The organism is Paenibacillus sp. J53TS2 (assembly GCF_018403305.1).
In the GTDB taxonomy this organism is placed as follows: domain Bacteria; phylum Bacillota; class Bacilli; order Paenibacillales; family Paenibacillaceae; genus Fontibacillus; species Fontibacillus rhizolycopersici.
In genome coordinates this window covers 45,855-72,105 of record NZ_BOSK01000010.1, presented here as the reverse complement: position 1 = coordinate 72,105, position 26,251 = coordinate 45,855, and the positions used below count along the sequence as shown (strand labels likewise).

24 protein-coding genes and 1 riboswitch are annotated in these 26,251 nt (G+C 55.9%); all 24 genes read right to left on the bottom strand.

The genetic code is table 11. From position 1 onward, the window contains the following. Window positions 1–89 precede the first annotated feature (89 nt). On the bottom strand, window positions 90–1,352 hold the full coding sequence (ilvA, locus tag KJS42_RS19230) for a threonine ammonia-lyase IlvA (RefSeq protein ID WP_213623827.1): 1,263 nt from the start codon (window positions 1,350–1,352) through the stop codon (window positions 90–92). 138 nt (window positions 1,353–1,490) lie between these two features. After that, window positions 1,491–1,724, bottom strand: coding sequence for a hypothetical protein (locus KJS42_RS19225; RefSeq protein ID WP_155606681.1), 234 nt, complete (start codon window positions 1,722–1,724; stop codon window positions 1,491–1,493). 115 nt (window positions 1,725–1,839) lie between these two features. Next, window positions 1,840–3,111 (bottom strand): phosphoribosylamine--glycine ligase, encoded by a 1,272-nt coding sequence (gene purD, locus KJS42_RS19220; RefSeq protein WP_213623826.1) that lies wholly within the window; start codon window positions 3,109–3,111, stop codon window positions 1,840–1,842. 491 nt (window positions 3,112–3,602) lie between these two features. Then, a complete protein-coding gene (gene purH, locus KJS42_RS19215; RefSeq protein WP_213623825.1) occupies window positions 3,603–5,150 on the bottom strand; it encodes a bifunctional phosphoribosylaminoimidazolecarboxamide formyltransferase/IMP cyclohydrolase in 1,548 nt (515 codons plus the stop codon). Between the two features lie 131 nt (window positions 5,151–5,281). Next, window positions 5,282–5,899, bottom strand: coding sequence for a phosphoribosylglycinamide formyltransferase (purN, locus tag KJS42_RS19210; RefSeq protein WP_213623824.1), 618 nt, complete (start codon window positions 5,897–5,899; stop codon window positions 5,282–5,284). Next, window positions 5,899–6,942 (bottom strand): phosphoribosylformylglycinamidine cyclo-ligase, encoded by a 1,044-nt coding sequence (gene purM / locus KJS42_RS19205; RefSeq protein ID WP_213623823.1) that lies wholly within the window; start codon window positions 6,940–6,942, stop codon window positions 5,899–5,901. Before purM ends, purN begins: the two co-directional genes overlap by 1 nt. Before the next feature lie 352 nt (window positions 6,943–7,294). Further along, window positions 7,295–8,776 (bottom strand): amidophosphoribosyltransferase, encoded by a 1,482-nt coding sequence (purF, locus tag KJS42_RS19200; RefSeq protein WP_155606684.1) that lies wholly within the window; start codon window positions 8,774–8,776, stop codon window positions 7,295–7,297. Next, complete coding sequence (purL, locus tag KJS42_RS19195) at window positions 8,761–11,004, bottom strand: phosphoribosylformylglycinamidine synthase subunit PurL (RefSeq protein ID WP_193415746.1); 2,244 nt, start codon at window positions 11,002–11,004, stop codon at window positions 8,761–8,763. The genes purF and purL overlap by 16 nt, the downstream gene beginning before the upstream one ends. After that, the gene (gene purQ, locus KJS42_RS19190; RefSeq protein ID WP_155606686.1) at window positions 10,982–11,671 is read right to left on the bottom strand and encodes a phosphoribosylformylglycinamidine synthase subunit PurQ; all 690 of its coding nucleotides are present in this window, start codon (window positions 11,669–11,671) and stop codon (window positions 10,982–10,984) included. The genes purL and purQ overlap by 23 nt, the downstream gene beginning before the upstream one ends. A 3-nt stretch (window positions 11,672–11,674) precedes the next feature. Continuing rightward, entirely contained in the window at window positions 11,675–11,920 is a 246-nt protein-coding gene (gene purS / locus KJS42_RS19185) for a phosphoribosylformylglycinamidine synthase subunit PurS (RefSeq protein WP_155606687.1), read from the bottom strand. 622 nt (window positions 11,921–12,542) lie between these two features. Then, entirely contained in the window at window positions 12,543–13,442 is a 900-nt protein-coding gene (locus KJS42_RS19180; protein WP_213623822.1) for a phosphoribosylaminoimidazolesuccinocarboxamide synthase, read from the bottom strand. A gap of 35 nt (window positions 13,443–13,477) precedes the next feature. Continuing rightward, entirely contained in the window at window positions 13,478–14,773 is a 1,296-nt protein-coding gene (gene purB, locus KJS42_RS19175; protein WP_155606689.1) for an adenylosuccinate lyase, read from the bottom strand. Next, window positions 14,770–15,990, bottom strand: a complete 1,221-nt coding sequence (gene purK / locus KJS42_RS19170) for a 5-(carboxyamino)imidazole ribonucleotide synthase (protein ID WP_244868549.1) — start codon at window positions 15,988–15,990, stop codon at window positions 14,770–14,772. Before purK ends, purB begins: the two co-directional genes overlap by 4 nt. After that, complete coding sequence (gene purE, locus KJS42_RS19165) at window positions 15,987–16,484, bottom strand: 5-(carboxyamino)imidazole ribonucleotide mutase (protein ID WP_155606690.1); 498 nt, start codon at window positions 16,482–16,484, stop codon at window positions 15,987–15,989. Before purE ends, purK begins: the two co-directional genes overlap by 4 nt. Window positions 16,485–16,725: 241 nt before the next feature. After that, window positions 16,726–16,827: riboswitch (purine riboswitch) on the bottom strand. Between the two features lie 162 nt (window positions 16,828–16,989). Then, window positions 16,990–17,901, bottom strand: a complete 912-nt coding sequence (locus tag KJS42_RS19160; RefSeq protein ID WP_213623821.1) for a response regulator — start codon at window positions 17,899–17,901, stop codon at window positions 16,990–16,992. 34 nt (window positions 17,902–17,935) lie between these two features. Then, window positions 17,936–19,243 carry a sensor histidine kinase gene (locus KJS42_RS19155; RefSeq protein ID WP_213623820.1) on the bottom strand — a complete coding sequence of 436 codons (1,308 nt, stop codon included), beginning with the start codon at window positions 19,241–19,243 and terminating at the stop codon, window positions 17,936–17,938. A gap of 110 nt (window positions 19,244–19,353) precedes the next feature. Beyond that, the gene (locus tag KJS42_RS19150) at window positions 19,354–20,004 is read right to left on the bottom strand and encodes an amino acid ABC transporter permease (RefSeq protein WP_213623819.1); all 651 of its coding nucleotides are present in this window, start codon (window positions 20,002–20,004) and stop codon (window positions 19,354–19,356) included. 305 nt (window positions 20,005–20,309) lie between these two features. Then, window positions 20,310–20,993, bottom strand: coding sequence for an amino acid ABC transporter permease (locus KJS42_RS19145; protein ID WP_155606694.1), 684 nt, complete (start codon window positions 20,991–20,993; stop codon window positions 20,310–20,312). Continuing rightward, a complete protein-coding gene (locus KJS42_RS19140; RefSeq protein WP_213623818.1) occupies window positions 20,966–21,820 on the bottom strand; it encodes a glutamate ABC transporter substrate-binding protein in 855 nt (284 codons plus the stop codon). The genes KJS42_RS19145 and KJS42_RS19140 overlap by 28 nt, the downstream gene beginning before the upstream one ends. Window positions 21,821–21,852: 32 nt before the next feature. Next, window positions 21,853–22,581 carry an amino acid ABC transporter ATP-binding protein gene (locus KJS42_RS19135; protein WP_193415752.1) on the bottom strand — a complete coding sequence of 243 codons (729 nt, stop codon included), beginning with the start codon at window positions 22,579–22,581 and terminating at the stop codon, window positions 21,853–21,855. 393 nt (window positions 22,582–22,974) lie between these two features. Beyond that, window positions 22,975–23,409 (bottom strand): universal stress protein, encoded by a 435-nt coding sequence (locus KJS42_RS19130; protein WP_213623817.1) that lies wholly within the window; start codon window positions 23,407–23,409, stop codon window positions 22,975–22,977. Between the two features lie 27 nt (window positions 23,410–23,436). Continuing rightward, a complete protein-coding gene (locus KJS42_RS19125; RefSeq protein ID WP_155606698.1) occupies window positions 23,437–23,754 on the bottom strand; it encodes a DUF1294 domain-containing protein in 318 nt (105 codons plus the stop codon). Between the two features lie 92 nt (window positions 23,755–23,846). Continuing rightward, window positions 23,847–23,984, bottom strand: a complete 138-nt coding sequence (locus KJS42_RS19120) for a hypothetical protein (protein ID WP_155606699.1) — start codon at window positions 23,982–23,984, stop codon at window positions 23,847–23,849. 75 nt (window positions 23,985–24,059) lie between these two features. Next, a complete protein-coding gene (locus tag KJS42_RS19115) occupies window positions 24,060–26,192 on the bottom strand; it encodes a DNA topoisomerase III (RefSeq protein WP_155606700.1) in 2,133 nt (710 codons plus the stop codon). Between the last annotated feature and the right edge of the window lie 59 nt (window positions 26,193–26,251).

Sequence of the window (26,251 nt, the reverse complement as noted above, 5' to 3'; positions counted from 1 at the left end):
GTTCCGTTATACACGAAGCTGCACACCAAAAAAGCCCTCCTCGACTTCTGTCGAAGAGGGCTTCTCGCCATACTATTTTTTGCTAAAACTCAAATCAGCAAATTAAACAAATTCAAATCCCGGTTGAGCTCGGTATAGGCGATCCCTTTGGCGGTCATGCGGCCAACCAGCCCTTCGTAATCCGCTTTGTCGCTCAGCTCGATGCCCACCAAAGCGGGACCGTTCTCCTTATTATGCTTCTTGGTATACTCGAACCGCGCAATGTCGTCGTTGGGACCCAGCACCTCTTCAAGGAACTCGCGCAGCGCTCCGGCACGTTGCGGGAAGTTGATCAGGAAGTAGTGCTTCAACCCTTCGTAAATCAACGAACGTTCCTTCATCTCCTGCATCCGGTCGATGTCGTTGTTGCCTCCGCTGATCACGCAAACGACCGTCTTCCCGCGAATCTGATCGCGGTACATATCCAGCGCGGAGACCGGCAACGCCCCGGCCGGCTCCACGACGATGGCGCTGTCATTGTACAGCTCCAGAATCGTTGTGCATGCTTTGCCCTCCGGTACTTGGACGATGTCATCCAGAATGTCCGCGCAAATTTCGTAATTCAAGTCGCCAACCCGTTTGACCGCGGCTCCGTCGACGAACTTATCGATCGATTCCAGCGTCACCACTTGCTTCTGCTTCAAAGCTTCCGTCATGGAAGCCGCACCGGACGGTTCAACCCCGATGACCTTCGTCTCCGGGCTAACCGTCTTGAAATACGTTCCTACACCGGATACCAACCCGCCGCCGCCAATGGTCACAAAGACGTAATCAGCCGGTGCCGTCAAACTTTCCATAATCTCCATACCAATCGTCCCGTTCCCCGCGACGATCTTCGGATCGTCAAACGGATGAATGAACGTCATACCGCCTTCCCGGCAAGCTTTCATCGCCTCCGCATAGGCATCATCGTAAGTGTCGCCGATCAGAACGACCTCCACATGTTCCCCGCCAAATCGTTTGACTTGCTTGACCTTCTGGTTCGGCGTCGTGCTTGGCATATAGATCTTCCCTTGAATCCCTAGCGCATTGCAAGAAAAGGCCACGCCCTGCGCATGGTTACCGGCGCTCGCGCATACGATACCCTTCTCCAGATCCTCCGGCTGCAGGCTGCGAATCATGTTATACGCCCCACGAATTTTGAAGGAGCGAACAACCTGCAAATCCTCTCTTTTTAGATAAACGCTGCATTCGTATTTGGCTGATAAGGTCGCATCGAGCTGAAGCGGCGTCCGGATCACCACTTCCTTCAGTATGTGATGCGCTTTGACGATGTCTTCCATGCCTACCGTTTGTCGTTCCGCCTGATTCATCTATTTCTCCTCGCTTTAACTCAGTTCTCTCATTCTATTAAAGTTACACCTGAAACCGCCTCCGGTTCAAGTTATTTTGCACGGCGGCAGGCAAACGCCCCTCCAACGGGAAACATCCCGCTTTGGAAGGGCGTCTGGTTAACCTTCTTTTTTCGCTTTTTTGTGTAATAAGCGGTCATCGGTATGGCCTTTGGAGTTTTTCTCTTGGGAGAGCTCGCTCAGTTCCCATTCCATCGTGCCGTACACCGGGTCGGAAGGGAATTCCTCGCCCTTTTGCAAATATTCCTCGCGTCCCAGTTCGTCCCGGTATACGCCGTCGACTTCCACTTCTTCGCGTGAAACCGGTAGCATTTCCTTCATTTTATCGCTCATGGTGATGCCGCCTCCCGATAGAGAATTGCGGGGAATCCGTTGATCTATCCCCAATATCCCTTAACATGCACGAATCGGAAGCGGATTATCCTTGTATGGCACCCTAGCTAATGATCTAAACCAATGCCTTCGCAGCGATGTCCGTACGTTGATGCTTGCCTTCGAACGCGATAGATCCTGCCGCTTCGTACGCTTTGTCCCGGGCTTCAGCAATCGTCTTGCCGAGACCCACAACGCCAAGTACGCGCCCGCCGTTCGTGACCAGTTCGCCGCACTTCCCCCTAGCCGTTCCGGCATGGAACACCAGCGCACCCGCAGCCTTCGCCTCGTCCAGACCGCGGATCGGCAACCCTTTCGGATACGAAGCCGGATATCCGCCGGAAGCCAACACGACACAGACCGCCGCCTCGTCGCTCCATTCGATCTCCGCTTGATCCAACGTCCCGTTTACGGCAGCCAGAAAAATATCGAGCAGATCGCTTTTCAACCGGGGCAAGACAACCTGGGTCTCCGGATCGCCAAAGCGAGCGTTAAACTCGATCGTCTTCGGTTTACCATCCGGTGCGATCATTAAGCCGGCGAACAATACGCCGTGGAACGGCCGTCCTTCGGCAACCATGGCCTTGGCGGTCGGCTTGATGATCGTTTCAATTGCCTCTTCAATGATCGAATCCGCGATATGCGGTAGCGGGGAATAAGTACCCATGCCGCCGGTATTCGGACCTTTGTCGCCGTCATACACCTGCTTGTGATCCTGCGCCGCGGCCATGGGGCGGACCGTTTCCCCATTGACAAACGCCAGGATCGACATTTCCTGCCCTTCGAGGAATTCCTCGATCACGACCTGGCTGCCGGATTCGCCGAACACTTTGTCGATCATGATGTTCTTCAGCGCCGTTTCCGCTTCGTCGCGGGTAAAAGCAACCGTCACACCTTTACCTGCCGCAAGCCCGTCGGCCTTGATGACGATCGGCACCGGGCGGCTTTGGAGATAAGCTAGGGCCTGCTCGTAATTGTCGAACTTCTCGTAGGCGGCGGTAGGGATGTTATATTTTTTCAGCAGATCCTTCATAAAAGTCTTGCTACCTTCGATATGCGCGGCATTTTTGCGCGGACCAAAGACCGGGATCTTCTTGGCCTCAAACACGTCCACAATCCCGTCCGCAAGCGGATCGTCCGGACCGACGACGACCAGGCCAATCCGCTTCTCTTCAGCAAAAGCGGCCAGCTTGTCGAATTCATTCACTTGAATCGGTACCAGCTCTGCCAGTTCCCCGATGCCCGCGTTTCCTGGGGCGCAATAAATCGTCCCGGCCTTCGGGCTTTTCGCCAAGCTCCAGCAAATCGCGTGCTCGCGCCCTCCGGCGCCAATCACCAAAATATCCATAGTCTCCTCCTTCGTTTCAGGGATCTCCATTGAATGGTTGTTAACCTAAATCTACTGTAGGTAACTAGTTCGAGGTCATCTGTGCTAATGAACGATCCTCTCGCCTGCCACCTAGGTCCGCAGACCAAACTAACTGGAAATTCTACCGTTAATTTGGCATCCTACCCGCATCTGAGCACAATTAACTGGAAAATGTGCCGCTAAATTATGCCTTTGACCAGGTTGGCGGCCTTTTCGCTCAAATTAACGGCAGGTTTTACAGCTAATTCGGCTAATCCCCGCATTATCTCAGCATTAACGGTAGGTTTTACCGGTAAATTGTTTGCGTCAGAACGTTGGGCAGATTGCATGTCACCACGCAGCCATTGCCCATCGGCTTGCCGCCAGCGTCGGCCTGTCAGCCTAGCCCGTCAGTGCTCTTCTACAGCATCCTCACCGCGAACCCGCGAAAAACGGCAGGCCGCCGCAGCGGTCTGCCGTCTGACTCCGGCTTAGTGTTTGAAATGGCGCACGCCGGTGAAGACCATCGCGATCCCGTATTCGTTCGCGACTTTAATCGACTCCTCATCCTTCACGGAGCCGCCCGGCTGTATGATCGCGGTAACTCCGGCCTTGGCGGCCGCCTCTACCGTGTCGCCCATCGGGAAGAAGGCATCCGAGGCTAGAACGCTGCCCTTCACCTGGTCGCCCGCTTGCTCGATCGCGATCTTGGCCGCACCCACGCGGTTCATCTGCCCCGCGCCGACGCCAACCGTCATATCGTCCTTTGCTAACACGATCGCATTAGACTTCACATGCTTAACGACTTTCCAGCCGAACAGCAGTTGCTTCAACTCCGCATCGGTAGGCTTACGGTCGGTCACGACCGTCAAGTCAGACTCCTTCAGCGAATGCACATCGCTTTCCTGTACGATCATGCCGCCATCGATCGAGGTGACAACGAACTGGCTGCTGCGGCTCGCGCCCAACTCCAGGCCACCCAGCTTCAACAGGCGGATATTCTTCTTCTTCGTAAGGATCTCCAGCGCTTCATCCGTAAAGCCCGGCGCCAAAATAATCTCCAAGAAGATTTCCTTCAATAGCATCGCCGTATCAGCATCAATGATGCGATTGGCCGCAACAATTCCGCCGAAGATCGACACCGGATCGGCTTCGTACGCTTTTTGGTAGGCTTCGAGCACACTCGCGCCAACTCCGACACCGCAAGGATTCATATGCTTGACGGCCACGACTGCCGGCTCCTCGAATTCCTTGACGATTTGCAGTGCCGCGTTAGCATCGTTGATGTTATTGTAGGAGAGCTCTTTCCCGTGCAGCTGCTCTGCTCCGGTCAAGGTGTCGGCCGCCGCCAGCGGTTTGCGGTAAAATGCCGCTTTTTGATGCGGATTCTCGCCATAACGCAGGTCTTGGATCTTTTCGTAGGTGACGGTATACCGTTCAGGCAACGGATCGCCATTTACCTTCGACAAATAGTCGGAAATCAGGGCATCATAAGCCGCCGTGTGGCGGAAAACTTTGGCCGCAAGCCGTTTGCGCGTCTCAAGCGTTGTATCGCCGCCCGCACGCACCTCATCCAACACCGTCCCATAGTCGGCGGCGTCGACAACAACGCTGACGAACGCATGGTTTTTCGCGGCAGAACGAAGCATCGTGGGGCCGCCGATGTCGATATTTTCGATCGCGTCTTCATAAGTGACGTCCGGCTTGGCGATGGTTTCCTGGAATGGATACAGGTTCACGACCACCAGGTCGATATAATCCAGTCCCAACTCCTTCATCTGCGCTTGGTGTTCCTCGCTGTCGCGAACCGCCAGCAGCCCGCTATGAACCGCAGGATGCAGCGTTTTGACACGTCCGTCGAGGATTTCTGGGAACCCGGTTACGTCGGAGATGCCGATGACCGGCACTCCCTCTTTCGCCAGCAGGTTTTTCGTGCCCCCTGTCGAAATGATTTCCACACCTAGCTGCGACAGCTCGCGGCAAAAATCCACGATGCCCGTTTTATCCGACACGCTCACGAGCGCTCTTTTTATACTCACAATCGGCTCCTCCTTTATTTTGGCGAATCATGCCCCCGATATTTCTCGGGAAATATCGAAACCTCTCCACATGTTCCTTAAGCGATCCATTTCCTCCGAAAATCCTGCAATCAAGCGCGTTCAAAAGGTTTCTATTCCGACAGAATGGTGACTTTTCTGCCTTCCAACCGCACTTGGTTTGTAGCAAACCACGACACGACCTGCGGATATAAGCGTTGTTCCGCGTCATGGATTTTCGCTTCGAGCGAATCCAGCGTATCGTCTGGTGTAATATCCACCGCCGTTTGCGCAATCACCGCCCCGGTATCCATTCCGCCATCAACCAAATGCACCGTAACTCCTGTCACTTTCACGCCGTATTCCCAAGCCTGACCAATTGCGTCTTTCCCCGGAAAAGCAGGCAACAAAGACGGATGGATATTAATCATCCTGCCGGCATAAGGCTCTACCAACACAGAGGTAAGCAGCCGCATATAACCAGCCAGCACCACCAAATCGACGCCGCGCTTTTCCATCTCGGCGGCGATTTTCGCTTCATAATCCTCGCGACGCGCGTACGACTTCGGGTTAAACAGATAGCATTCGACGCCAGCCCGGCGAGCCCGTTCGACGACGAAGGCTTGCGGCTTGTCGCAAACGAGCAGCACAATTTCGGCATCCAGATCCCCCGTCCGCGAAGCGTCCAGCAAGTTTTGAAAATTGCTGCCCTGCCCCGAGGCAAACACGGCGATCCGATACTTGGCGCCCATTAGACGTCCGCCCCCGCAAAAGTCACTACCCTTTGTCCCTCGGTCGCTTTACCGATGACGTAAGGCGTTTCGCCTGCTTGCTGTAGCGCTGCGATCGCTTGCTCCACCTGATCCTCAGCCACGACAATCACTAACCCAATTCCCATGTTGAACGTCGTGAACATATCCCGAGGACTGACGTTCCCCTGCTTTTGCAGCAAGTCGAAAATCGGCAAAATCGGCCAAGACCCAAAGGCGATCTCCACGTCTACCCCTTCCGGCAGCACGCGTGGGATGTTTTCGATGAATCCGCCACCTGTAATGTGAGCCATGCCCTTCACGTCCACCTGCTCTAGCAACGATAACACCGGCTTGACGTACAGCTTGGTTGGCGTCAGCAGCACATCGCCCAGCACCTCACCATCCAGTTCAGGGAGTTTGTCTGTCAATGCGAAGCCCGCTTCTTCCAGCAGGAGCTTTCGGACGAGCGAAAACCCGTTGCTATGCACCCCGCTGGACGCAAGTCCAATGACCGTGTCGCCGGGAGCGATGCGGCTGCCGTTCACGATTTTGCTCTTGTCGACGACGCCGACGGTAAAACCGGCAATGTCGTATTCGCCTTCGCTGTACATTCCCGGCATTTCGGCCGTCTCTCCGCCGATTAACGCGCAGCCCGATTGGCTGCAGCCTTCTGCGATACCCGCGACGATCGCCTCGATTTTCTCCGGTACGACCTTATCGCATGCCAGATAATCGAGGAAAAAGAGCGGTTCTGCCCCCTGCACCACGATATCGTTCACGCACATGGCCACCGCGTCGATGCCGATCGTATCGTGCTTATCCATGGCAAAGGCGATTTTCAACTTCGTGCCTACGCCATCCGTTCCCGAGACGAGCACCGGCTCCGTGTATTTGTCCTTATTCAGTCCGAACAAAGCGCCAAAGCCGCCCAAGTCGGTCATCACTTCCGGACGGAACGTCCGTTTGACGTGTTTTTTCATCCGCTCAACCGCTTCATTCCCGGCCGCGATATCAACGCCGGCTTTCTTGTATGCTTCAGACACGAGAGGGACCCACTCCTTTGGATTAGAGGTAGTTCAAAAAGTCATCTTTCGATCACGAAGTAAGTCAGTGAAGGTTATTCGGCGTCGAATCTTGAATTCAGCCGGGCCTTCCGTTGCTCACGTAGCCTCTGGCTACGCTGCGCTACTCAGCCCCTAGCTTCATCCAACCTTCTTGGTGCTCCAAACCTGACTTTTTGAACATGTATTAATCAAACAATTAATAACATGAACCGTGAGATATGCACGAAAAATCGAATACAATTCGTAGATTCAGTAAAATGCAACATCGAAACGCTCCATTGCCTTCAGCCGCAACCCACAAATAGCAGCACTCAGCTTAGGCTTCCACCCACTAGCATGTGCAGCCAAACTTCTCTTCCCCGTCGAAATCCGTCCGGGTTGGATAATCGTTGTCAAAACAAGCCATGCAGAGGCCGCCTTTATAATCCTTGGCGTTCTCTCCACCTACCGCCTGGATCAGCCCCTGTGGGCTTAGAAACTCCAGCGAATCCGCATGGATCTCCCGGCAAATTTCTTCCACCGTTTTGTACGAGGCGATCAACTCGCCGCGGTCCGGCGTATCAATGCCGTAGAAGCATGGGTTCTTGAACGGTGGCGAGGTAATGCGAACATGCACCTCTGTCGCACCGGCTTCGCGCAGCAGATTAACGATCCGCCGCGAGGTCGTGCCTCGAACGATCGAGTCGTCGATCATCACCACGCGTTTGCCCTCCACGACACGGCGCACCGCGCTCAGCTTCATCTTCACGCCTTGCTCGCGCAGCTCCTGACTCGGCTGGATGAACGTACGACCGGTATATTTATTTTTGATCAGGCCCAGCTCGTAAGGGATGCCGGTCTGCTCCGCATAGCCGATGGCAGCGGAAATGCTGGAGTCCGGAACGCCGGTCACGACATCCGCGTCGACGAACGACTCCTGCGCCATCACCTGCCCCATCCGCTTGCGGCTGGCATGCAGGTTCGAGCCGTTCATGTCGCTGTCCGGACGCGCGAAGTAAATGTACTCCATCGCGCAAAGCGCCTTGCGGGCCGGCTCGGCGTAACGCTCCTCGCGAAGGCCGTCCCGGTCCAGCACCAGCATTTCGCCCGGCTGGATTTCGCGAAGCGTCTCCGCGCCGACGACCTCGAACGCGCACGTCTCGGACGAGAACAGGTACGCATCGCCGAGTCGTCCCATGACAAGCGGACGCAAGCCGTTCGGATCGCTGGCGGCGATCAGCTTATCGTTGGTCAGCAGCAGGAAGGCGAAGCCTCCAACCAGTTGACCCAACGCGTCCTTCGCCGCTTCGACGAAATCCTTCGGCGAGCGGGCGATCAAGTGCGCGATCACTTCCGTATCGCTTGTCGTTTGGAAGATCGAGCCGCTTTGTTCGAGCTGGCGGCGGATTTTCGGCGCATTCACGATATTGCCGTTGGTTGCTACCGCCAAATCGCCGTCGCGGTATTTGAAAATCAGGGGCTGCGCGTTCGTCAACTTGCTGTCCCCGCTCGTCGAATAGCGGACATGGCCGATCGAACGGTCGCCTCGCAACGAGGACAACTTATCGCGGTCGAACACTTCCTTAACGAGTCCCATGCTGCGGTGATAATTGAAGTCCGCCCCGTCGGTCGTGCAAATTCCCGCGCTTTCCTCACCCCGATGCTGCAACGCGTGCAGTCCGTAGTAGGACAGGGAAGCCGCTTCGGCATGGCCGAATACGCCAAACACGCCGCATTCCTCGCGCAACGTATCGAACGGATCCGCGTGCCCTGCCCCTTCGTTATAGTAGTCTCCGGTCCAAAGTCTCTGCGCTGGCATCATTGCATCAGACATGGAATGACATCCTCCCAGACGCGTTTCAACTGCTCCACCGGTTTGCTCAGAACCTCCGTCCCATTGACGGACACGCTCAGTTCCGAACCTTCCACGACCCCGATCCGCGCTGTAGGCACGCCGCGTTCCGCGAGCAGCTTCTCCAGCGTCTCCGCCTTCTCCGGCGAAGCTGACAGCAGAATCCGCGACTGCGATTCGCTGAACAACGCAAAATCGGAACGCAGCTCGCTCGCGACGTCAACCTTGGCGCCGATTCCGCCGCTCATGCACGATTCAGCCAAGGCAACGGCGAGGCCGCCTTCGGACAAGTCGTGAGCCGAACGCACGAGCCCGCCTTGGATCGCCGCAAGCACTGCGCCAAGCAGTTTTTTCTCCACATCCAAATCAAGTTGCGGCGGTCGTCCTTCCACGACACCATGCACGATGGCTTGCAGCTCGCTGCCGCCCAGCTCCGCTTTCGTCTCGCCCAAGAGGAACACGACATCCCCAGCCGCTTTGAATCCTTGCGTCGTAATATGATCCGTATCATGCACCAGGCCGACCATCCCCACGACCGGCGTCGGGTAAATCGCGCCTTTGGCGTTCTCGTTGTACAAGCTGACGTTCCCGCCGATGACCGGCGTATCGAGCACGCGGCAAGCTTCCGCCATTCCGTCAACCGACCGTTCCATCTGCCAGAAAATATCCGGCTTCTCCGGGCTGCCGAAATTCAGGTTGTCGGTAATCGCCAGCGGCTCCGCCCCGGAGCAGACGATGTTGCGCGCTGCTTCGCTGACCGCGATCCGCCCGCCAACTTCCGGATCCAAGTACACGAACCGTCCGTTGCAGTCGGTCGTCATAGCCAGCGCCTTACGCGTGCCATGAACCGTCACCACCGCAGCATCCGAACCCGGACGAACAGCCGTACTCGTACGCACCATGTAATCGTATTGGTTGTATACCCACGCTTTGCTCGCGACGGAAGGCGATGCCAGCACTTGCTCCAGCGCCGCTCCCAAATCGCGCACCTCTTCGTAGCGGGTTGTATCTACCGATGCGTTTTGTTCATAATAAGCCGGCACTTCCGACGGCTTGTTGTAGATCGGACATTCATCCACGAGCGCCGTAACCGGCATGTCGCCAACCAAATCTCCGTGATGGAACAGCTTCAGACGTCCATCGTCCGTGACTTTGCCGACTTTTGCACAGATGACTCCCCAACGCTCAAAAATCTCCCGCGCCTGCGTCTCATCCTTCGGCTCAACGACGAACAACATCCGCTCCTGCGATTCCGATAACATCATTTCGTAGGCAGTCATGCCTTGCTCACGCTGCGGGACCTGATCGAGATACAGTTCGAGACCATTCCCGGCTTTGCTGGCCATTTCCGCGCTGGAACAGGTCAACCCCGCCGCACCCATGTCCTGGATGCCCAGTACGATGCCCGTGTCTATCAATTCGAGGCAGGCTTCCATCACGAGCTTCTCCATGAATGGATCGCCGACCTGCACCGCCGTCCGCTTCGCTTCGGATTCCTCCGTCAACTCCTCCGAGGCGAACGTAGCGCCATGAATGCCATCGCGGCCGGTTGGAGGACCCACGTAAAACACCGGGTTACCTACGCCCTTAGCGACACCGCGTTGGATTTTGTCATGATCAATCAGTCCCACGCACATTGCGTTGACCAGCGGATTGCCGTCATAGCTCTCATCAAACACGACTTCTCCGCCGACCGTCGGAATCCCGATGCAGTTCCCGTACCCCGCGATCCCGGACACCACATGCTCAAACAAATACTTCACCCGGTCGCTTTCCAGCTTGCCGAATCGGAGTGAGTTCAGCAGGGCAATCGGTCTGGATCCCATGGAAAAAATATCGCGAATAATCCCGCCCACGCCCGTCGCCGCGCCTTGGTACGGCTCCACCGCCGAGGGGTGATTATGGCTTTCGATCTTGAATACAACCGCTTGGTTGTCGCCGATATCGACGATCCCAGCGCCTTCGCCCGGCCCCATCAGCACGCGTGGACCGCTGGTGGGAAACCGCCGCAGCAGCGGCTTCGAATTTTTGTAGGCACAGTGTTCGGACCACATGACGCTAAACACGCCGATTTCCGTATAATTCGGCTTGCGCCCGAGGAACCCGCAAATCAGTTCGTATTCGCTGTCGGAAACGCCCATCTGTTTGTAAATTTTCTGCTCCGCAATTTGTTCTGCATTTGGTTCCTTAGCGGACACTTGCTGACTCATGCCGATCCCTCCAAGCTTTCAAAATGGATGTAAACATCTTCTTGCCGTCCTCAGAACCAAGCAAGGAGCTTACCGCCCGCTCCGGATGCGGCATCATGCCGACGACGTTTCCGCGTTCGTTGGAGATGCCAGCGATATCGTCCACCGAGCCGTTCGGATTTTGAACGTATCGGAAAATAATCTGATTGTTCCGTTTCAACTGCTCTAGCGTTGCTTCATCGCAATAATAGTTGCCTTCGCCGTGCGCGATCGGAATCGTGATCACATCGCCCGGCGCATACAGCGATGTAAACGGATTATCGTTGTTCTCCACGCGCAGCTCCGTGTCATGACAACGGAATTTCAAAGACTCATTGCGGCGCAACGTACCCGGAAGCAGACCGGCTTCCGTCAGGATCTGGAATCCGTTGCAGATGCCCAGCACATACTTACCTTCCTCCGCGGCCTTGGCCACTTCCGCCATCACCGGCGCAAAGCGAGAAATCGCCCCGCACCGCAAATAGTCGCCGTAAGAGAACCCTCCGGGTACCAGAATGCAGTCGTAAGCGGACAAATCGGTGGCCGTGTGCCACACATAGTCGACCGGTTCACCCAGCGACTCTTCCACCGCTTTGTAACAGTCGATATCACAGTTGGAACCGGGGAATACGAGTACCGCGAATTTCATGGTTTAGGCCTCCAATTCGAAGCGGTAATCTTCTACCACCGTATTGGCCAACAGCTTCTCGCACATCGCTTTGACTCGGGCTTCCGCCTCGAAGCGATCGTTCGTGTCGAGCGTCAGCTCCATATATTTACCGATGCGGACACTGTCCACCTCTCTGAACCCCATGGAATGGAGCGCTCCCTGAACGGCTACCCCCTGTGGGTCAAGTACGCTTTGCTTGATCGTGACATAAACGCTCGCTTTCATCATGTTCCTCGTGTTCCTCCTAAGTTTGGACTTGTGCGGCACGGCCGCTTGGTTCTGGATGGTTCTCATCATTGCGTATGGATCTGCAAGGATACTTACTTACTTACTTACTTACTTACTTACTTACTTACTTACTTACTTACTTACTTACTTACTTACTTACTTACTTACTTACTTACTTACTTACTTACTTACTTACTTACTTACTTACTTACTTACTTGCTTACCTGCTTGCTTACTTAGCTTTCAACTCGCCGGTTTTCTTGCTTGCTCTCTTTCTTGCTTGCTTGATCGCCTGTCTTCTTGCTCCCTGTCTCCTACCCCTCCTGAACAAAAGGGATAATCCTCAAAAGGCTGCTAAAGGAGACCTTGGGGCACTGGGCGCGTTGGCAAACGGCCTCTTTCCCAGCCCTCGAACTCCTAACGGACCGTAGCGACGTTATTTGCTCATTTCCCGGGTATTTCCCGGGCTAACGGACTCCACAGACGTTATTTTGCCTAGATCAACTCCATATCAGACTGTCAGGCCCAAATAGGGTCTCCTCGGTCCGTTATGTGAGCCAAACCCGGGTACCTAGCCTAATAAAGGCCGTTGGGTCCGTTAGCGCGAGACGGCAACCTGCGCCTACGCCAACTCCGCTCCGGTCAGTCGTTGGTAGATCTCGCGGTAGCGCCGCGTCGTTTCTTCGACGACATGCGCCGGGAGCGGGTCCGGCTCGCTGTTCTTATCCCAGTCCGAACCGGCCAGATAAGCCCGCACCGGCTCTTTATCCATGCTGTCGATCTCGATGTCCAGCGCGTAGTTCTCTTTGGCCCAAAACCGCGAAGCGTCCGGCGTAAACATCTCGTCGATCAAAATCAGTTTGCCGTCCACCAGTCCGAATTCCAGCTTGCAGTCGGCGAGGAGAATCCCGCGTTCCTCGCAGTAGTCACGGGCGAAGGCGTACATCTCCAGGCTACGGTCCCGCAGTTGCTCGGCCAGATCGCGGCCGACTTTGTCCGCCATCTCGGCAAACGAGATGTCCTCGTCGTGGCCGATGTCGTTCTTGGCCGCCGGGGTGAAGATCGGCGCCGCCAGCTTTGCGTTCTTGCGCAGCCCTTCCGGCAACTGAATGCCGTTAATCGCACCGGTCTGCTCATACTGCCGCCAGCCTCCGCCGGTCACGTAACCGCGTACCACGCATTCGATGTCGATACGCTCCGCCTTGCGGGTCACCATGATCCGGTTCCGCAGTACCTCGCGATGCTCCGCCGGAATCACGTCCCCGAGCCGGTCAACGTCCGTATGAATCACGTGGTTATCCAGCACATGCCGCGTCTTGTCGAACCAAAACGCGCTCAGCCGGTTCAGCACGTTCCCCTTGTCCGGCACCGCCGGTGCCAGAATGTAGTCAAACGCGGAGATGCGGTCGGTGACCACGATCAAGAAAAACTCGCCAAGATCGTACAACTCCCGGACCTTACCTTTGTACAGCAACGGGGCATTCACCAAATCCGCCGCCGTGGAAATTGCCGGTACCGCCATGAAAGTTCTCCTCCCCTATCCCAAACTCTATTCGATTAAATCAAGCCCAGCTTCCGGAAAATCGTATCCACATGCTTCAAATGCCAAGACGGATCAAACGCATCGTCGATCTCTTCCTTGCTCAAGACCGCGGTAATTTCCGGCGTCTCCTCGATAATGTCGCGGAACTGGCGTTGCGTTTCCCACGCTTGCATTGCCCGCGGCTGCACCGTATCGTACGCTTGCTCGCGACTGAAACCTTTGTCGATGAGTTTTGTCAACACGCGACCGGAGAACGGTACGCCGTACGTGCGGCCCATGTTGCGCTTCATATTTTCCGGGAATACCGTCAGGTTCTTCACGATATTGCCGAAACGGTTCAGCATATAGTTGAGCAGCATCGTGGCGTCTGGCAGAATCACCCGTTCCACCGAGGAGTGGGAGATGTCGCGTTCATGCCACAGCGTAACATTTTCGTAAGCCGAAATCATATGCCCGCGGATCACGCGGGATAAGCCGGAGATGTTCTCGCAGCCGATCGGGTTGCGCTTGTGCGGCATCGCCGACGAACCTTTTTGTCCTTTGGCGAAGGCTTCCTCTACCTCGCGGAACTCGCTCTTTTGCAGGGCGCGAATTTCGGTAGCGAACTTGTCGAGCGACGTTGCGACCAAAGCCAATGTCGACATGTACTCGGCATGACGATCGCGCTGCAGCGTTTGCGTCGAAATCGGCGCGGGGCTCGTGCCCAGTTTACGGCAAACGAATTCTTCCACAAATGGATCGATGTTCGCGTAAGTGCCGACTGCGCCGGAGATTTTACCGAACTGGACATTGTCTGCTGCCCGGCGGAAACGCTCCAGATTCCGCTTCATTTCCTCGTGCCAGAGCGCCATCTTCAGGCCGAAGGTCGTCGGTTCAGCATGCACGCCGTGCGTGCGGCCCATCATCGGGGTATCTTTATAGGCCAAGGCCTTATCCTTCAAAATCTCGATGAAATTCACGATATCCCGTTCCAAAATTTCATTTGCCTGCTTCAGTAAATACCCCAGCGCCGTGTCCACCACGTCCGTGGAAGTCAGGCCGTAGTGCACCCATTTGCGCTCGGAGCCCAGGCTTTCCGATACGGCACGGGTAAACGCGATGACGTCATGGCGAGTTTCCTGCTCGATTTCATAGATCCGATCGATATCGAACGAGGCCTTCTCGCGCAGCGTCGCTGCGTCTTCCTTCGGAATCACGCCGAGCTCAGCCCAAGCTTCACAGGCGCAGAGCTCCACTTCCAACCAGGCCTTGAATTTGTTCTCCTCCGTCCAGATCGCTCTCATTTCCGGTCTGCTGTAGCGTTCGATCATTTACGTTCATTCCTCCAAATGTTGGTTTGCTCTATCCAACGAAGCCCGTCCTCTACGTCGCGGCAGATCAGGTTGATATGCCCCATTTTCCGTTTCGGAGCGGCTCCGTGCTTTCCATATAAGTGTACTTTGGGGATCGCCGGGAATCCAGTTGACCCCTCGTCCTCGCCATCGCCATACCAAGTGCCGGTCACAACCGCCTTGCGGACGTCCTCCAAATGCTCGCCCAACACGTTCACCATCACGACGGGCGTCAGCAGTTCCACGGGACCCAGCGGCAAATTGCAGATCGCCCGCACATGCTGCTCAAATTGCGAAGTCGTGCAGGCCTCCATTGTGTAATGGCCGGAATTATGTGGTCTCGGCGCCAGTTCATTGACGAACAGCTCGCCCTCCGCGGTCAGGAACATCTCCACCGCCAGCAGGCCAACCGCTTCCAAACCTTCGGCGATCCGGGCCGCCAATCGTTCGGCCTCTCGCTGCACCTGCTCCTCCACGCGGGCCGGCACGATCGACACATGCAAAATATTATCGACATGGATATTTTCCGCTACCGGGAACGTTTGAATCTCCCCGCGCGGACTGCGCGCCGCGATGACGGACAGCTCCTTGACGAACGGGACGAATTGCTCCAACACAAGCGCCGTTCCGGCCCGACTCAACTCGGCGTAAGCCGCTGTAATCTCGTCTTCGCTGCGGATCACCCATTGGCCTTTGCCGTCATAGCCGCCGGTGGCCGTCTTCAACACGGCCGGGAGGCCCAGCCGGGCCACGGCCGCACGCAGTTCCTCCTCGCTGCCGATCTCCGCGTACGGCGCTACCTTGACGCCCGCCGCTTCGATGGCTCGCTTCTCGCGCAGCCGATGCTGCGTGGTGTACAGCAGTCGGCTGCCTTGAGGCACGTACGATGCTTGCTCCAACAGCGCGGCGACGCCCGCGTCTACATTTTCGAACTCGTACGTGATCACATCGGCCCGCGCCGCCAATTCACGCGCGGCCGCCTGGTCGTCGTAGCGGGCCACGATCTGCCCCGCAACTTGTCCGCAAGGCGCATCCGGCGTCGGGTCCATCGCCACGAACCGGTACCCGAGGTTGCTCCCCACCAGCGCCATCATCCGCCCAAGTTGCCCGCCGCCAAGCACCCCGATCGTTGCGCCCGGCTCGATGACCGGAGCACCTTGAACACCGCTCATTTTGCCCGACGGTCTGCCGCTCATTCAGCCGCTCCTAACTCCGAGCCGCTTTCCAGCACCTCGGCTTGAATCCGGTCGCGACGCTCCTGCACCCGGCGCATCACCTCGGGGTCGAACGCGCCCAGCATTTGCGCCGCGAGCAATCCGGCGTTGATCGCCCCGGCTTTGCCGATCGCCACCGTCGCTACCGGAATACCGCCCGGCATTTGCACGATCGACAACAGCGAGTCGAGGCCGTTCAGCGCGGCCGATTTCACCGGCACGCCGATGACCGGCAGCGTCGTCTTGGCCGCCACCATGCCTGGCAGATGAGCCGCGCCGCCTGCTCCCGCGATGATGACCTTCAGCCCGCGACCCGCAGCCTGCTCCGCGAATTCGAACATCAAATCCGGGGTGCGGTGCGCGGATACGACATTTTTTTCATAAGGAATCTGCAGTTCTTCCAAAACGGAACAGGCATGGGACATCGTTTCCCAGTCCGACTTGCTGCCCATGATGACGGCGACTTGTGCTGTCATGCTTCAACCCACTTTCTTTAGTAGAAGTCAAAAACTCTGCCTACGATCTATAGATGGCCGAATACGGAAAAGGGCCCCGAACTTCCTGGAAAATAACGAAGATTTCCCGAAATTCGCGGACCCTGAGGAATACGAAACCTGCATACGGGCAGCTAAGGGCCGCGCCGACGGCAACGCAAAGCCCGGCGCTTGCAAGCCCAGGCTCATAATAAAGAAGGCCTTCCGTGCGGAGTAGCCCTACCTTCATCACGTATTCGCTCGTAGTCCGAAAATTTACGGTTCTCGGGTAGAAACTTCCGGGCCCTATCCCCGGCATTATACGAGATTATGATGTTCGGCGGCGAGCCGCCTTTTCTCTCCTAGTTTACCAATGGCGGACACGACATGTCAACTCAAATCCGAACATTAAATGATTGTAAAATCCGAATGTTCGTTTTTGAACAAGAACCAAAAAACCTAGCCCCTAAAAACCGGCTAGGTTAGATGAAAGATTCACCTTTTTCATTTATCCGCCCAACTGTTCCTGCAATTCGATGTACAGCACCTGCAGGAACTTCTTGATGTTCACTTTCCCCTTTCCATTGCCGGGTTCCCGACCTTCCTCGATCTCCTTCATCTTCAGCCGCACATCCTCAAAGTCAAAATAAAGAGGGGCGTAATACTCAAACCGAGGATTGCCGTAATCGGTCAGGCCCAGCGATGCCAGGTTCGTCAGCCCCGCGGTCAACGCGCGCCGCAGCCGTTGCTCGATCGCCTTGACCTCCTTGGCGATGTCCTCCGGCTCCTCCTTGTATAAGGCTGCGGTTCGACGATACAGCTCCTTCAAGGGTGGCAGGTTGCCGCCAACTTCGTCACCCTGTCCAAGCAACAGCTCCATCATCGCGATGATATCCCGGCTGCCGCTCTCGCCAATCAGACCGAGATTCATCAGGATCGGTTGAATCGCTTCACGAGCCGTTCGCTTGCCTGGACCAGCCAACGGCGTGCTGCGCAAGCCCTCCAGCTTCTTTAGGCTGGTTTTAATTTCATCCAGATAGTGACTCATCGCATACCGTTCATTGACCTTCTGCAGTACCGTCTCCACTTCGATCCGATTGATCGGCTTGCGGATGAAGAACTCAATCCCGCTCCGGTACGCCCGTCCGACCATATCCTGATTTTCGATTTGGGAGATCATCACGAACCGAGAGCGGCAGCCTTGGGCACGCAGGGAGTCGATTGCCTCGATTCCGTCCTGATCCGGCATCAACAGATCCATCAGCACGATGTCCGGCGACTCGCTTAAAATTTGCCGCACGCCCTCCGCCCCGCCGCCGGCCGTCCCCGTTACCTCGCCTAGGCCGCTGTCCTCGATAATGTACTGCAGCATTTTCCGGGCACTGGCATCATCGTCCACGATACAAAAAGAGAGCGGCATCGGTACACCCTCCTCAACGTTTGGTAAGTCGCGTTTACGTCGGACTTGTCGGCTTCCGCAACATCCGCGTCGGTATCCGAATTTGGGCCCTCGCCCCACCAAGTCCCGGCGCGGTATCAAGCGAGATCTCCCCTTCAAACCGGGCCACGATGTCTCTCACATGAGATAGACCGATCCCTGTCGCAGCAACGCCTTCCTCATCGAACTTGGTCGTAAAACCCGGTTCGAACACGAGCTCCCGCTCGTCCTGAGGAAAGCCGCCCCCGCTGTCGTTCACCGTCAATAAGGTCCATCCCGCTTGCTCGCGGACCTCGAGATGAACCTGCCCCTGGCCCTGGATCGCTTCTACCGCATTCGCCGTCAGGTTGCCCAGCAGCGTAAGTAAGGGAATGTAGTTGGCGGTGGCGTAGTCCAAGGTGATCTTCTGCGTAAAGACAATTCTTTTTCCCAACATTTCGGCGTACTTCTGGCTGCTATGGACGGTATATTGGACTAAACCCGACAAAGGCATATCCCCCGGAACTTCGCGTTCCGTGAGCTTGATCAGCCCGCCTAAAATCCGCTGCGAATCCTTCTTTACCTCATGGATTTGCTGCGTAATCCCCAAAACGTAGTGTTTGTGCTTCTCTTGCCCTTCGTCAGACAACCGACGGTACAGCTCATAGGTTTGCAGGGTCAGGTTCTCCAGCGTACCGATTGATTTCTTCAGGTAAAAGACTTCCCCGTACAATCCGGAACTAAAGCTAAGCATCTGCTCAATTCGGCGGTTCTGCTCCTTTTGCACGATCCGCATCCGGCTGACGGAAATGCTGCTGTAAATGCCGGTCACGAAATACGTGCGCAGCATCGCAATCGCCATCAAAAATGTCCATTCGTTGAGCTTAAACGTGGCGGTGCCGGTCACCAACAGCCGAGTCAGCAGCTCCGCCTCGTTGGACAGCAGATCGATTACTGCCGTCACCGCTCCCAGAGCCAAGGGATAGAAGCGGTCCAACCGCCGTTTGATCACGCTCATCCCTAACGCAAACACGATGTAATACACCGCCGCCGAGCAATGCCTCGTCACGCTGTCGGCCAAGGTTAAGCCGTGGCCAAACGCCTGATCTAACCCGGTGCGAAACAGCAGCACCACCAAGCCTGAGATGACGCCGGTGATGAGATACGGCAATCGCCTCAGCAGCAGCAAGAATAGCAAGAACGCACTGCTCCCCAATCCGATCCGAAAAATATCACCATCAAACGGGTTGATCTTCAGCTCCCCGGCCAATGCCGTTCCGATGGCCACGACTCCGATCTGTACGTAGGCGGATCTAAAATAGGACTTCAGAGGAAAGTTTCCCATCTCCGCTCACCCGGCTCCCGTGGGTTATTTTGCCCCTTATCGTACCATATCCAGGGAAAGATGCCTATATCATACATCCCATTATATGTAAGAGCCGTGTCAGCTGATGCCTACACGTGCCGGGCTTCCAAGCGCCTGGAGATCACCGAAAGCACAAAGTTGACGGAGAAATAGATCAACACCACGAGCAACAGGATAGGTATCGTGTAGGTGTAGCCGTGACCGATGACGATGCCGGCATGATGCATCAGCTCCGGCAAGGAGATCACGACCGCCAGCGAAGTGTCCTTGAGCAGCGAGATGAACTGGCTGACCAGCGGCGGCACCATCCGCCGCAATCCTTGTGGCAGCACGATATGCCATAGCGTCTGCAAGGAGCCGAGGCCCGACGATCGAGCCGCTTCAATTTGCCCCTTGTCGATGGAGGCGAGTCCGCCGCGCACGATTTCAGCGATCATCGCCGCCTCGAAGATGGTTAACCCTGTAACCGTCGCGGCCACCAGGCCCAGCTTGATGCCAATCTCCGGCAAGGCGAAGCGCATGAAGAAAATGATCAAGAGCAGCGGCAAATTGCGGATCAGCTCGACGCCCACCAGCAGGATCGGCGACAACACGGGCAGCTGGGTATAGCGAATGACGCCAACGAAGCAGCCGATCAGGAAGCTAAGCACGATCGACGCCCCGGCGACAATCAAAGTCACAACTAACCCATCCGCCAGAAAGCTCAAATTCTCCGCACTGTACGCTCCCGCAAAGTCCATCGGATCCCTCCTTCCTAGCAATGCTTTTGCTTTTGCTTTTGCGCAGCCGTGCATGCGGGTTATACCGCACGCACGCTGCTACTACTCCCCCAGCACAGCGGAGGGGAGAGATAGAGCCGGTGGATCGCAGAGCCCCGGAGGGAAGGTTTGGAGCTGAAGAAACGGAGTGGTCGCCTTTATCCTCGGATTTCTACAGATTAAGGTTCTACAAATTCAAGAAATCCGAGGATAACAGCGATCGTAAGCCCAAACCGTACCGCAGCGGGCTTAATTTAGATCCACCCGTTTTCCGTTTTACCCCACCCTCAATACCTTCTCTCGAGTCTCCGCTCCCACACCCTAACCCCGTAACTCAAAGGCAAGGTCAGCGCCAAATAAAACAACGCCACAAAAATATAAGTATCAAACGTCCGATACGTCTCCGTATTCACGATGTCGGCGAAATACATCAGGTCCAGCCCGGCGACAATCGTCAATACGGACGAGTTCTTGATCAAATTGATGAACTGGTTTCCGAGCGGCGGAATAACCAGCTTGATCGCCTGCGGCAGGATGATATGCATCATCGTTTGCGCGTAGCTTAACCCGGAAGAACGGGCGGCTTCCGTTTGCCCCTTCGGGATCGCCAAGATTCCGGCGCGTATCGCCTCGGCGATGAACGATGATGTGTACACGGCCAGCCCTATCGTCCCGGCCGTAAAACCATCAAGCGGCAAGCCCAGTGCCGACGGCCCGTAATAAAAAATATATACGACAAGCAGCAGCGGAATATTGCGGATAAATTCAACGTACCCCGTTCCGAACCAGCGCAGGGCGCGGACTGGGGCGATGCGGAATACGGCGATCAACGCCCCCAGCAGAAAGCTGCCGACCAACGCCAGCAAGCTGGATAGAATCGTCCCTCGGAACCCTTCCAGATAAACATCGAAGTAATCGGTCAATATCGTAAAGTCCATAACGATTATTCGCTCGGCTTCTTGCCGATCCATTTCTCGTAGATCTTATCGTACTCCCCACTATCGTGGAGCTCCTTCAGCGTATCGTTAATCGCCTGTACGATATCTGAGTTGCCTTTTTGCACCGCGATGCCGTAAGGTTCGTCGGTAAACGGCTTGCCAACCACCTCGTAATTCGGATCCTGAGCGGACATGCCGTATAGGATCGCATCGTCCGTCGTCAGCGCATCGCCTTGCCCCGCCTTCAGGGCGTTAAACGCATCCTGATAGTTATCGAACTCCAGCACCTTGATGCCATTTACTTTATCGCGGATATTTTTCACCGAAGTCGAGCCTTTACTGCCCAATACCGTCGAATCGGAGGTCAGGTTCTCAATGCCCGTGATCGGGCTGCCTTTCTTCACCAGCAGCGATTGCCCCGCCTGGAAATAAACGTCGGAGAAGTCGACTTCCTTCTTGCGCTCCTCCGTAATCGTCATCGTAGCCACGATCATATCGATTTCGCCGTTATTCAGCATCGGAATTCGCGTTTTGGAGGTAACCTCCTTTAACTCCAAGGCGTTTTCATCCCCGAAAATATGCTTCGCGATCGCCTTGGAGATATCGATGTCGAAACCTTCGACGTTGCCGCTGGCGGGGTCCTTTAGACCGAACAGCTTCGTGTCGTATTTCACGCCAACCAGCAGCTTGCCGCGTTCCTTGATTTTGCCCAGAGCCCCGGATCCGCTCTCCCCGGCCGTCGGGGTAGCATTGCCGCCATCGCCGGCTGTATTCCCCCCCGCCCCATTATTCGCACAGCCCGCCAGCACCGCCAATGCGCAAACCGCCGCAATACTGATCAACCTCCAACGTTTCTTCATCTTCTCTTCCTCCCTTTTAGGATCATCATGGTTTAATGGCTTAGCAGACGGCTGAGAAAGGTACGCGTTCGCTCCTCCCGCGGATTGGCGAAGAATTCCTCCGGCCCGGCCTCCTCAACGATCTGCCCTTGGTCCATAAAAATAACCCGGTCCGCCACCTCCCGAGCAAACCCCATTTCGTGCGTAACTACCACCATCGTCATGCCTTCTCTAGCGAGCGTCCGCATGACGTCCAGCACTTCGCCGACCATCTCCGGATCCAGCGCCGAGGTAGGTTCGTCAAACAGCATAATCTTCGGCTTCATCGCAAGCCCACGGGCGATCGCCACCCGCTGCTGCTGGCCGCCCGACAGCTGGGACGGATACGCCGATGCTTTATCGGCGATGCCCACCTTCTCCAGATAAAACAGCGCCGTTTGCTCCGCCTCCGCCTTAGAAATGCCCAGCACCTTCATCGGTGCCAACGTGATATTGTCGATCACCTTCTTGTGCGGATACAAATTAAAATGCTGAAAGACCATTCCGATATCCCGCCGCAACTTGTTGATATCCGTCTTACGGTCATGGACCGGAAGGCCGCCTACCGTCAGTTCGCCGTTCGTGATCGTTTCCAGCCGGTTGATGCAGCGCAGCATCGTGCTTTTTCCCGAACCGGACGGACCGACGACCACCACGACTTCCCCTTCTTTGACCTGCAGCTCAATCCTCTTCAGCACGTGAAATTGGCCAAAGTGCTTATCGACCTGGTGAAAGCGAATCAACGGCACCCCTCCTTTCAGCGTTCGGATGTTCCTTTCGACCGTACTTGCATCATGCCAATGTGAGTAATCGTAACATTTGAACATAACCTTACTTTGGCGACTATAAAAAACTACATCATCCTACGCGCGATCTCGAAAATAGCCCAAAATTTAATTCTTTCCTCGCCGATTCGGTCGGACAAGCGTCAGTTTTCCTCACAAGAATCTTCCTTGAAGCTATTTCGAAAAACCGCTATTGAAACTCTAACGCTTGTATAAGACGCTATTCACGCCTAAATAAGCATTCTGGCAAGCGTTAGCCCTAAATCCGGATCACGCAAGACAACCCATGCGCACGCAAAAAAAGCCTGACCGAATCGCTTCGGTCAGGCTTCTACCAAACAAGCTCTATTCTTATTTCACGACGAGCACCGGAATATGGGCATGCTGGACGACGTTGTGACTGACGCTGCCGAGCACGAATTCGCGGATACCACCCAATCCTCGGCTGCCAATAACGATGAGATCCGCTCCGTATTTCTGAGCGTACTCCAAAATCGTCTCCGCCGGCGCCCCTTGATCCATTTCGACTTTGGGCTCCAGCCCTGCGGCCGCCAGCCGGTTTTTTGCTTCCTCTGCCGTTCTTTCCGCCAGCTCATAAAAATCCTTGTTCATCGAAGTGGGTACCGGAGCGAAGCCCTCGGCCACATAAAAACGCGGGAAGTCGTACACGTGCAGGACCTCCAGCTTGGCTCCCGGCGTCGATTTGCACAACTCGATCGCTTTGTCCAGCGCTTTGTTCGCCGCTTTCGAACCGTCATACGCAGCAAGAATTTTGTTAAAAAGCATGGAAAGCACCTCACTTGTCCCAAGAGTTTATATTAAAAAATACCCATAAAGCACGGCGTTGAAAAGAAGCAGCAGTGGAATGCCCACCCGGAAGCTGAAATGCTTTGTTTTGTGGCGCTTTGTGTTCATGGCCACCAATACGCCCAACGCGCCGCCGAGCGCAGCCAGCAAAAACAACGTCTTCTCGGGAGTCCGTTCGCGCCTCTGCCTGGCTCGCCTTTTGTCGTCGGACATGACTAGATAAGCAACCGCGTTGATAAATAGAAACCATACCAGCAAACCCGTTTTCGTCTTCGCCGCCCCCTTTCGATCTTTACGTTCGAATGTCGACGTTCCTAACTCCATTATAACTCAACCGCGGAGCAACAGCATCTTTTCACCAAATTCGCTTCTATGTAAAAAGCTCCCCGCTTGGGGAGCCGCACTTGTAAATATCATCAGGTTTCGTTCTTCGGAATCTCGTTCAAACTGGGCGGGTAATCGGCCTGCTTCTTCGGCTTGGCCGCCACGGTTGGTTCCATCAGCCTCGACTTGTTCTGCTGGTTCTCGGTCTTCCGCGCTTTGTGATGCGGCACCCTTATCACCTCCGGTACTTAGCGTCCCGTAAAGGCTGCCGATTTATGCGGACCTAGAACCGCTTGCTAAGCCGGTTAATCATCGCCCTTCTTCTCCAGAGCTGCCTTCAGCAACTCGCCGAGGTTCACCCCGCCAGACTCCTGCGGTTGAGAGTATTGCTTGACGAGCCGCTGTTGCTCGCGTTTGTTCATGTGCTTATCCTTGTCTTTCTCAAGCACCTCGGTAATGCCGCAGGAGATGCACTGCACGTACATCCCCGCCTTGCCTTCCTTGAGTTCCATCTTCTTGTGGCATTGCGGACAGCGACGGTTGGACAGGCGCTTCTCGCCAGAACGGCGATACCCGCAATCTTCGTTTGGACAGAGCAGCATCAGCCCGCGTCCGGTTTTCTTCTCGAGCATCCGCGTTCCGCATTCCGGGCAATGGCTACTTGAGACATTATGCGGTTTATAGGTCGCATCACTGCGTTTAACACCTTGCACGAGGCTGACCGCCATTTCACGGATGCCGCTAAGAAACGGCCCTGGCTGGCCTTGGCCGCGCGCGATCCGCTCCAGCTCCGCCTCCCAGCGGGCTGTCAGTTCCGGCGTGCGCAAATCGGCCGGCGCCAGCTCGATCAGTTGCTTGCCTTTGCCGGTCGGATGCAGGGAGTTCCCCTGCCGCTCGATCGTATCCGAGCTGACCAGCTTTTCAATGATGTCCGCCCGCGTTGCCGGCGTGCCCAGCCCATGCTTCTCCATTTGGGTCAGCAGGGCGGCTTCCGTGTAACGCTTCGGCGGTTGGGTCCGCCCCGGCGTCACACGGCAGCGCTGCACTTTCACCGCCTCGCCTTGGCTCAGCTCAGGCAATGCCGAACCGCTCTCGGCATCGTCCTCGCCGCCTTCTTCGTCCTCCATCGCCTGCCCGTCATAAACGGCGCGCCATCCGGCGTCCTTGATGGTCGTGCCTTTGGCGTGCAGCGTCTCGCCGGCGATTTCCACCGTCACGCTGACCTGATCGAACCTTGCTGGTGGATAAAACAAACTGATAAACCGCCGCACAATCAAATCGTACAGCTTGCGTTCGTCCGCGCTCAGCGCGTTCAGCAGCACCGTTTGCTCCGTCGGGATAATCGCATGGTGGTCGGTCACCTTACTATCATCAACAACCCGTTTACTCAGTTGCAGCGAGGCCCGAAGCAATGGCCGGGCCAGAGGCGCGTAAGGGCCGATCGCTACGCTGGTCAGCCGTTCCTTGAGGGTCTCCGTCATGTCCGACGTCAGGTAACGCGAATCCGTCCGCGGATAAGTCACCAGCTTATGTTGCTCGTAGAGTCGCTGCAGCACGTTCGAAGTCTGCTTGGCCGAAAACCCTAGCAGCCGGTTCGCGTCCCGCTGCAGCTCGGTCAAATCGTAAGCGAGCGGATGGGGTACCGTTTTTTCGTGCTTGACCAGCTTGACGATGTGGCCGGAAGCCCCTTCGAGCTTCTGCTTCAGAGCGTTCAACCGCTCCGCATCAAAAATACGTGCATCTCCGTTCCCGCCGCGCCATACCGCTTCGAACTTACCGAAGTCGGCGCGCAGCATGTTGAATTCCTCCGAACGGAAACGGAGGATTTCGTTCTCGCGTTGCATGATCATGCCCAGCGTCGGCGTCTGTACCCTTCCGGCCGAGAGCGGCGCGCCAAATTTGGTCGTGAGCGCCCGAGTGACATTGAGGCCCACCATCCAATCGGCCTCCGCCCGGCAACGCGCCGAGTGGTACAAGCGTTCATATTGGCTGCCCGGCTTCAATGCCGCGAATCCTTCCTTGATCGCTTTATCCGTTTGCGACGAAATCCACAGCCGCTGAAACGGTTTGTTCCATTTGACCATATCCATAATCCAGCGGGCGAGCAGTTCACCCTCGCGTGCGGCATCGGTTGCCACGATCAGTTCGCCGATATCCTGACGCCGCATGAGCTGCTGCACCGCCTTGAACTGATGGCTGCTTTCGCGCAGCACCTTCAGTTTCATTTTATCCGGCAGGATCGGTAAATCCTCCAACGCCCACGTCGCGAACTTCGCGTCATAATCCTCCGGTTCGGCCAAACCGACCAGATGGCCCAGCGCCCAGGTCACCACGTACTTTGGCCCTTCAAAATGACTTTTATGCTTATCTCGGCTGCCCATCACTCGCGCGATTTCTCTGGCGACAGACGGCTTCTCCGCTAATACCAACGTCTTCATAAATGGTTTCGAACACTCCTTTCCTCTGAACTATTATAGCACTGACCATTTCCTTTACG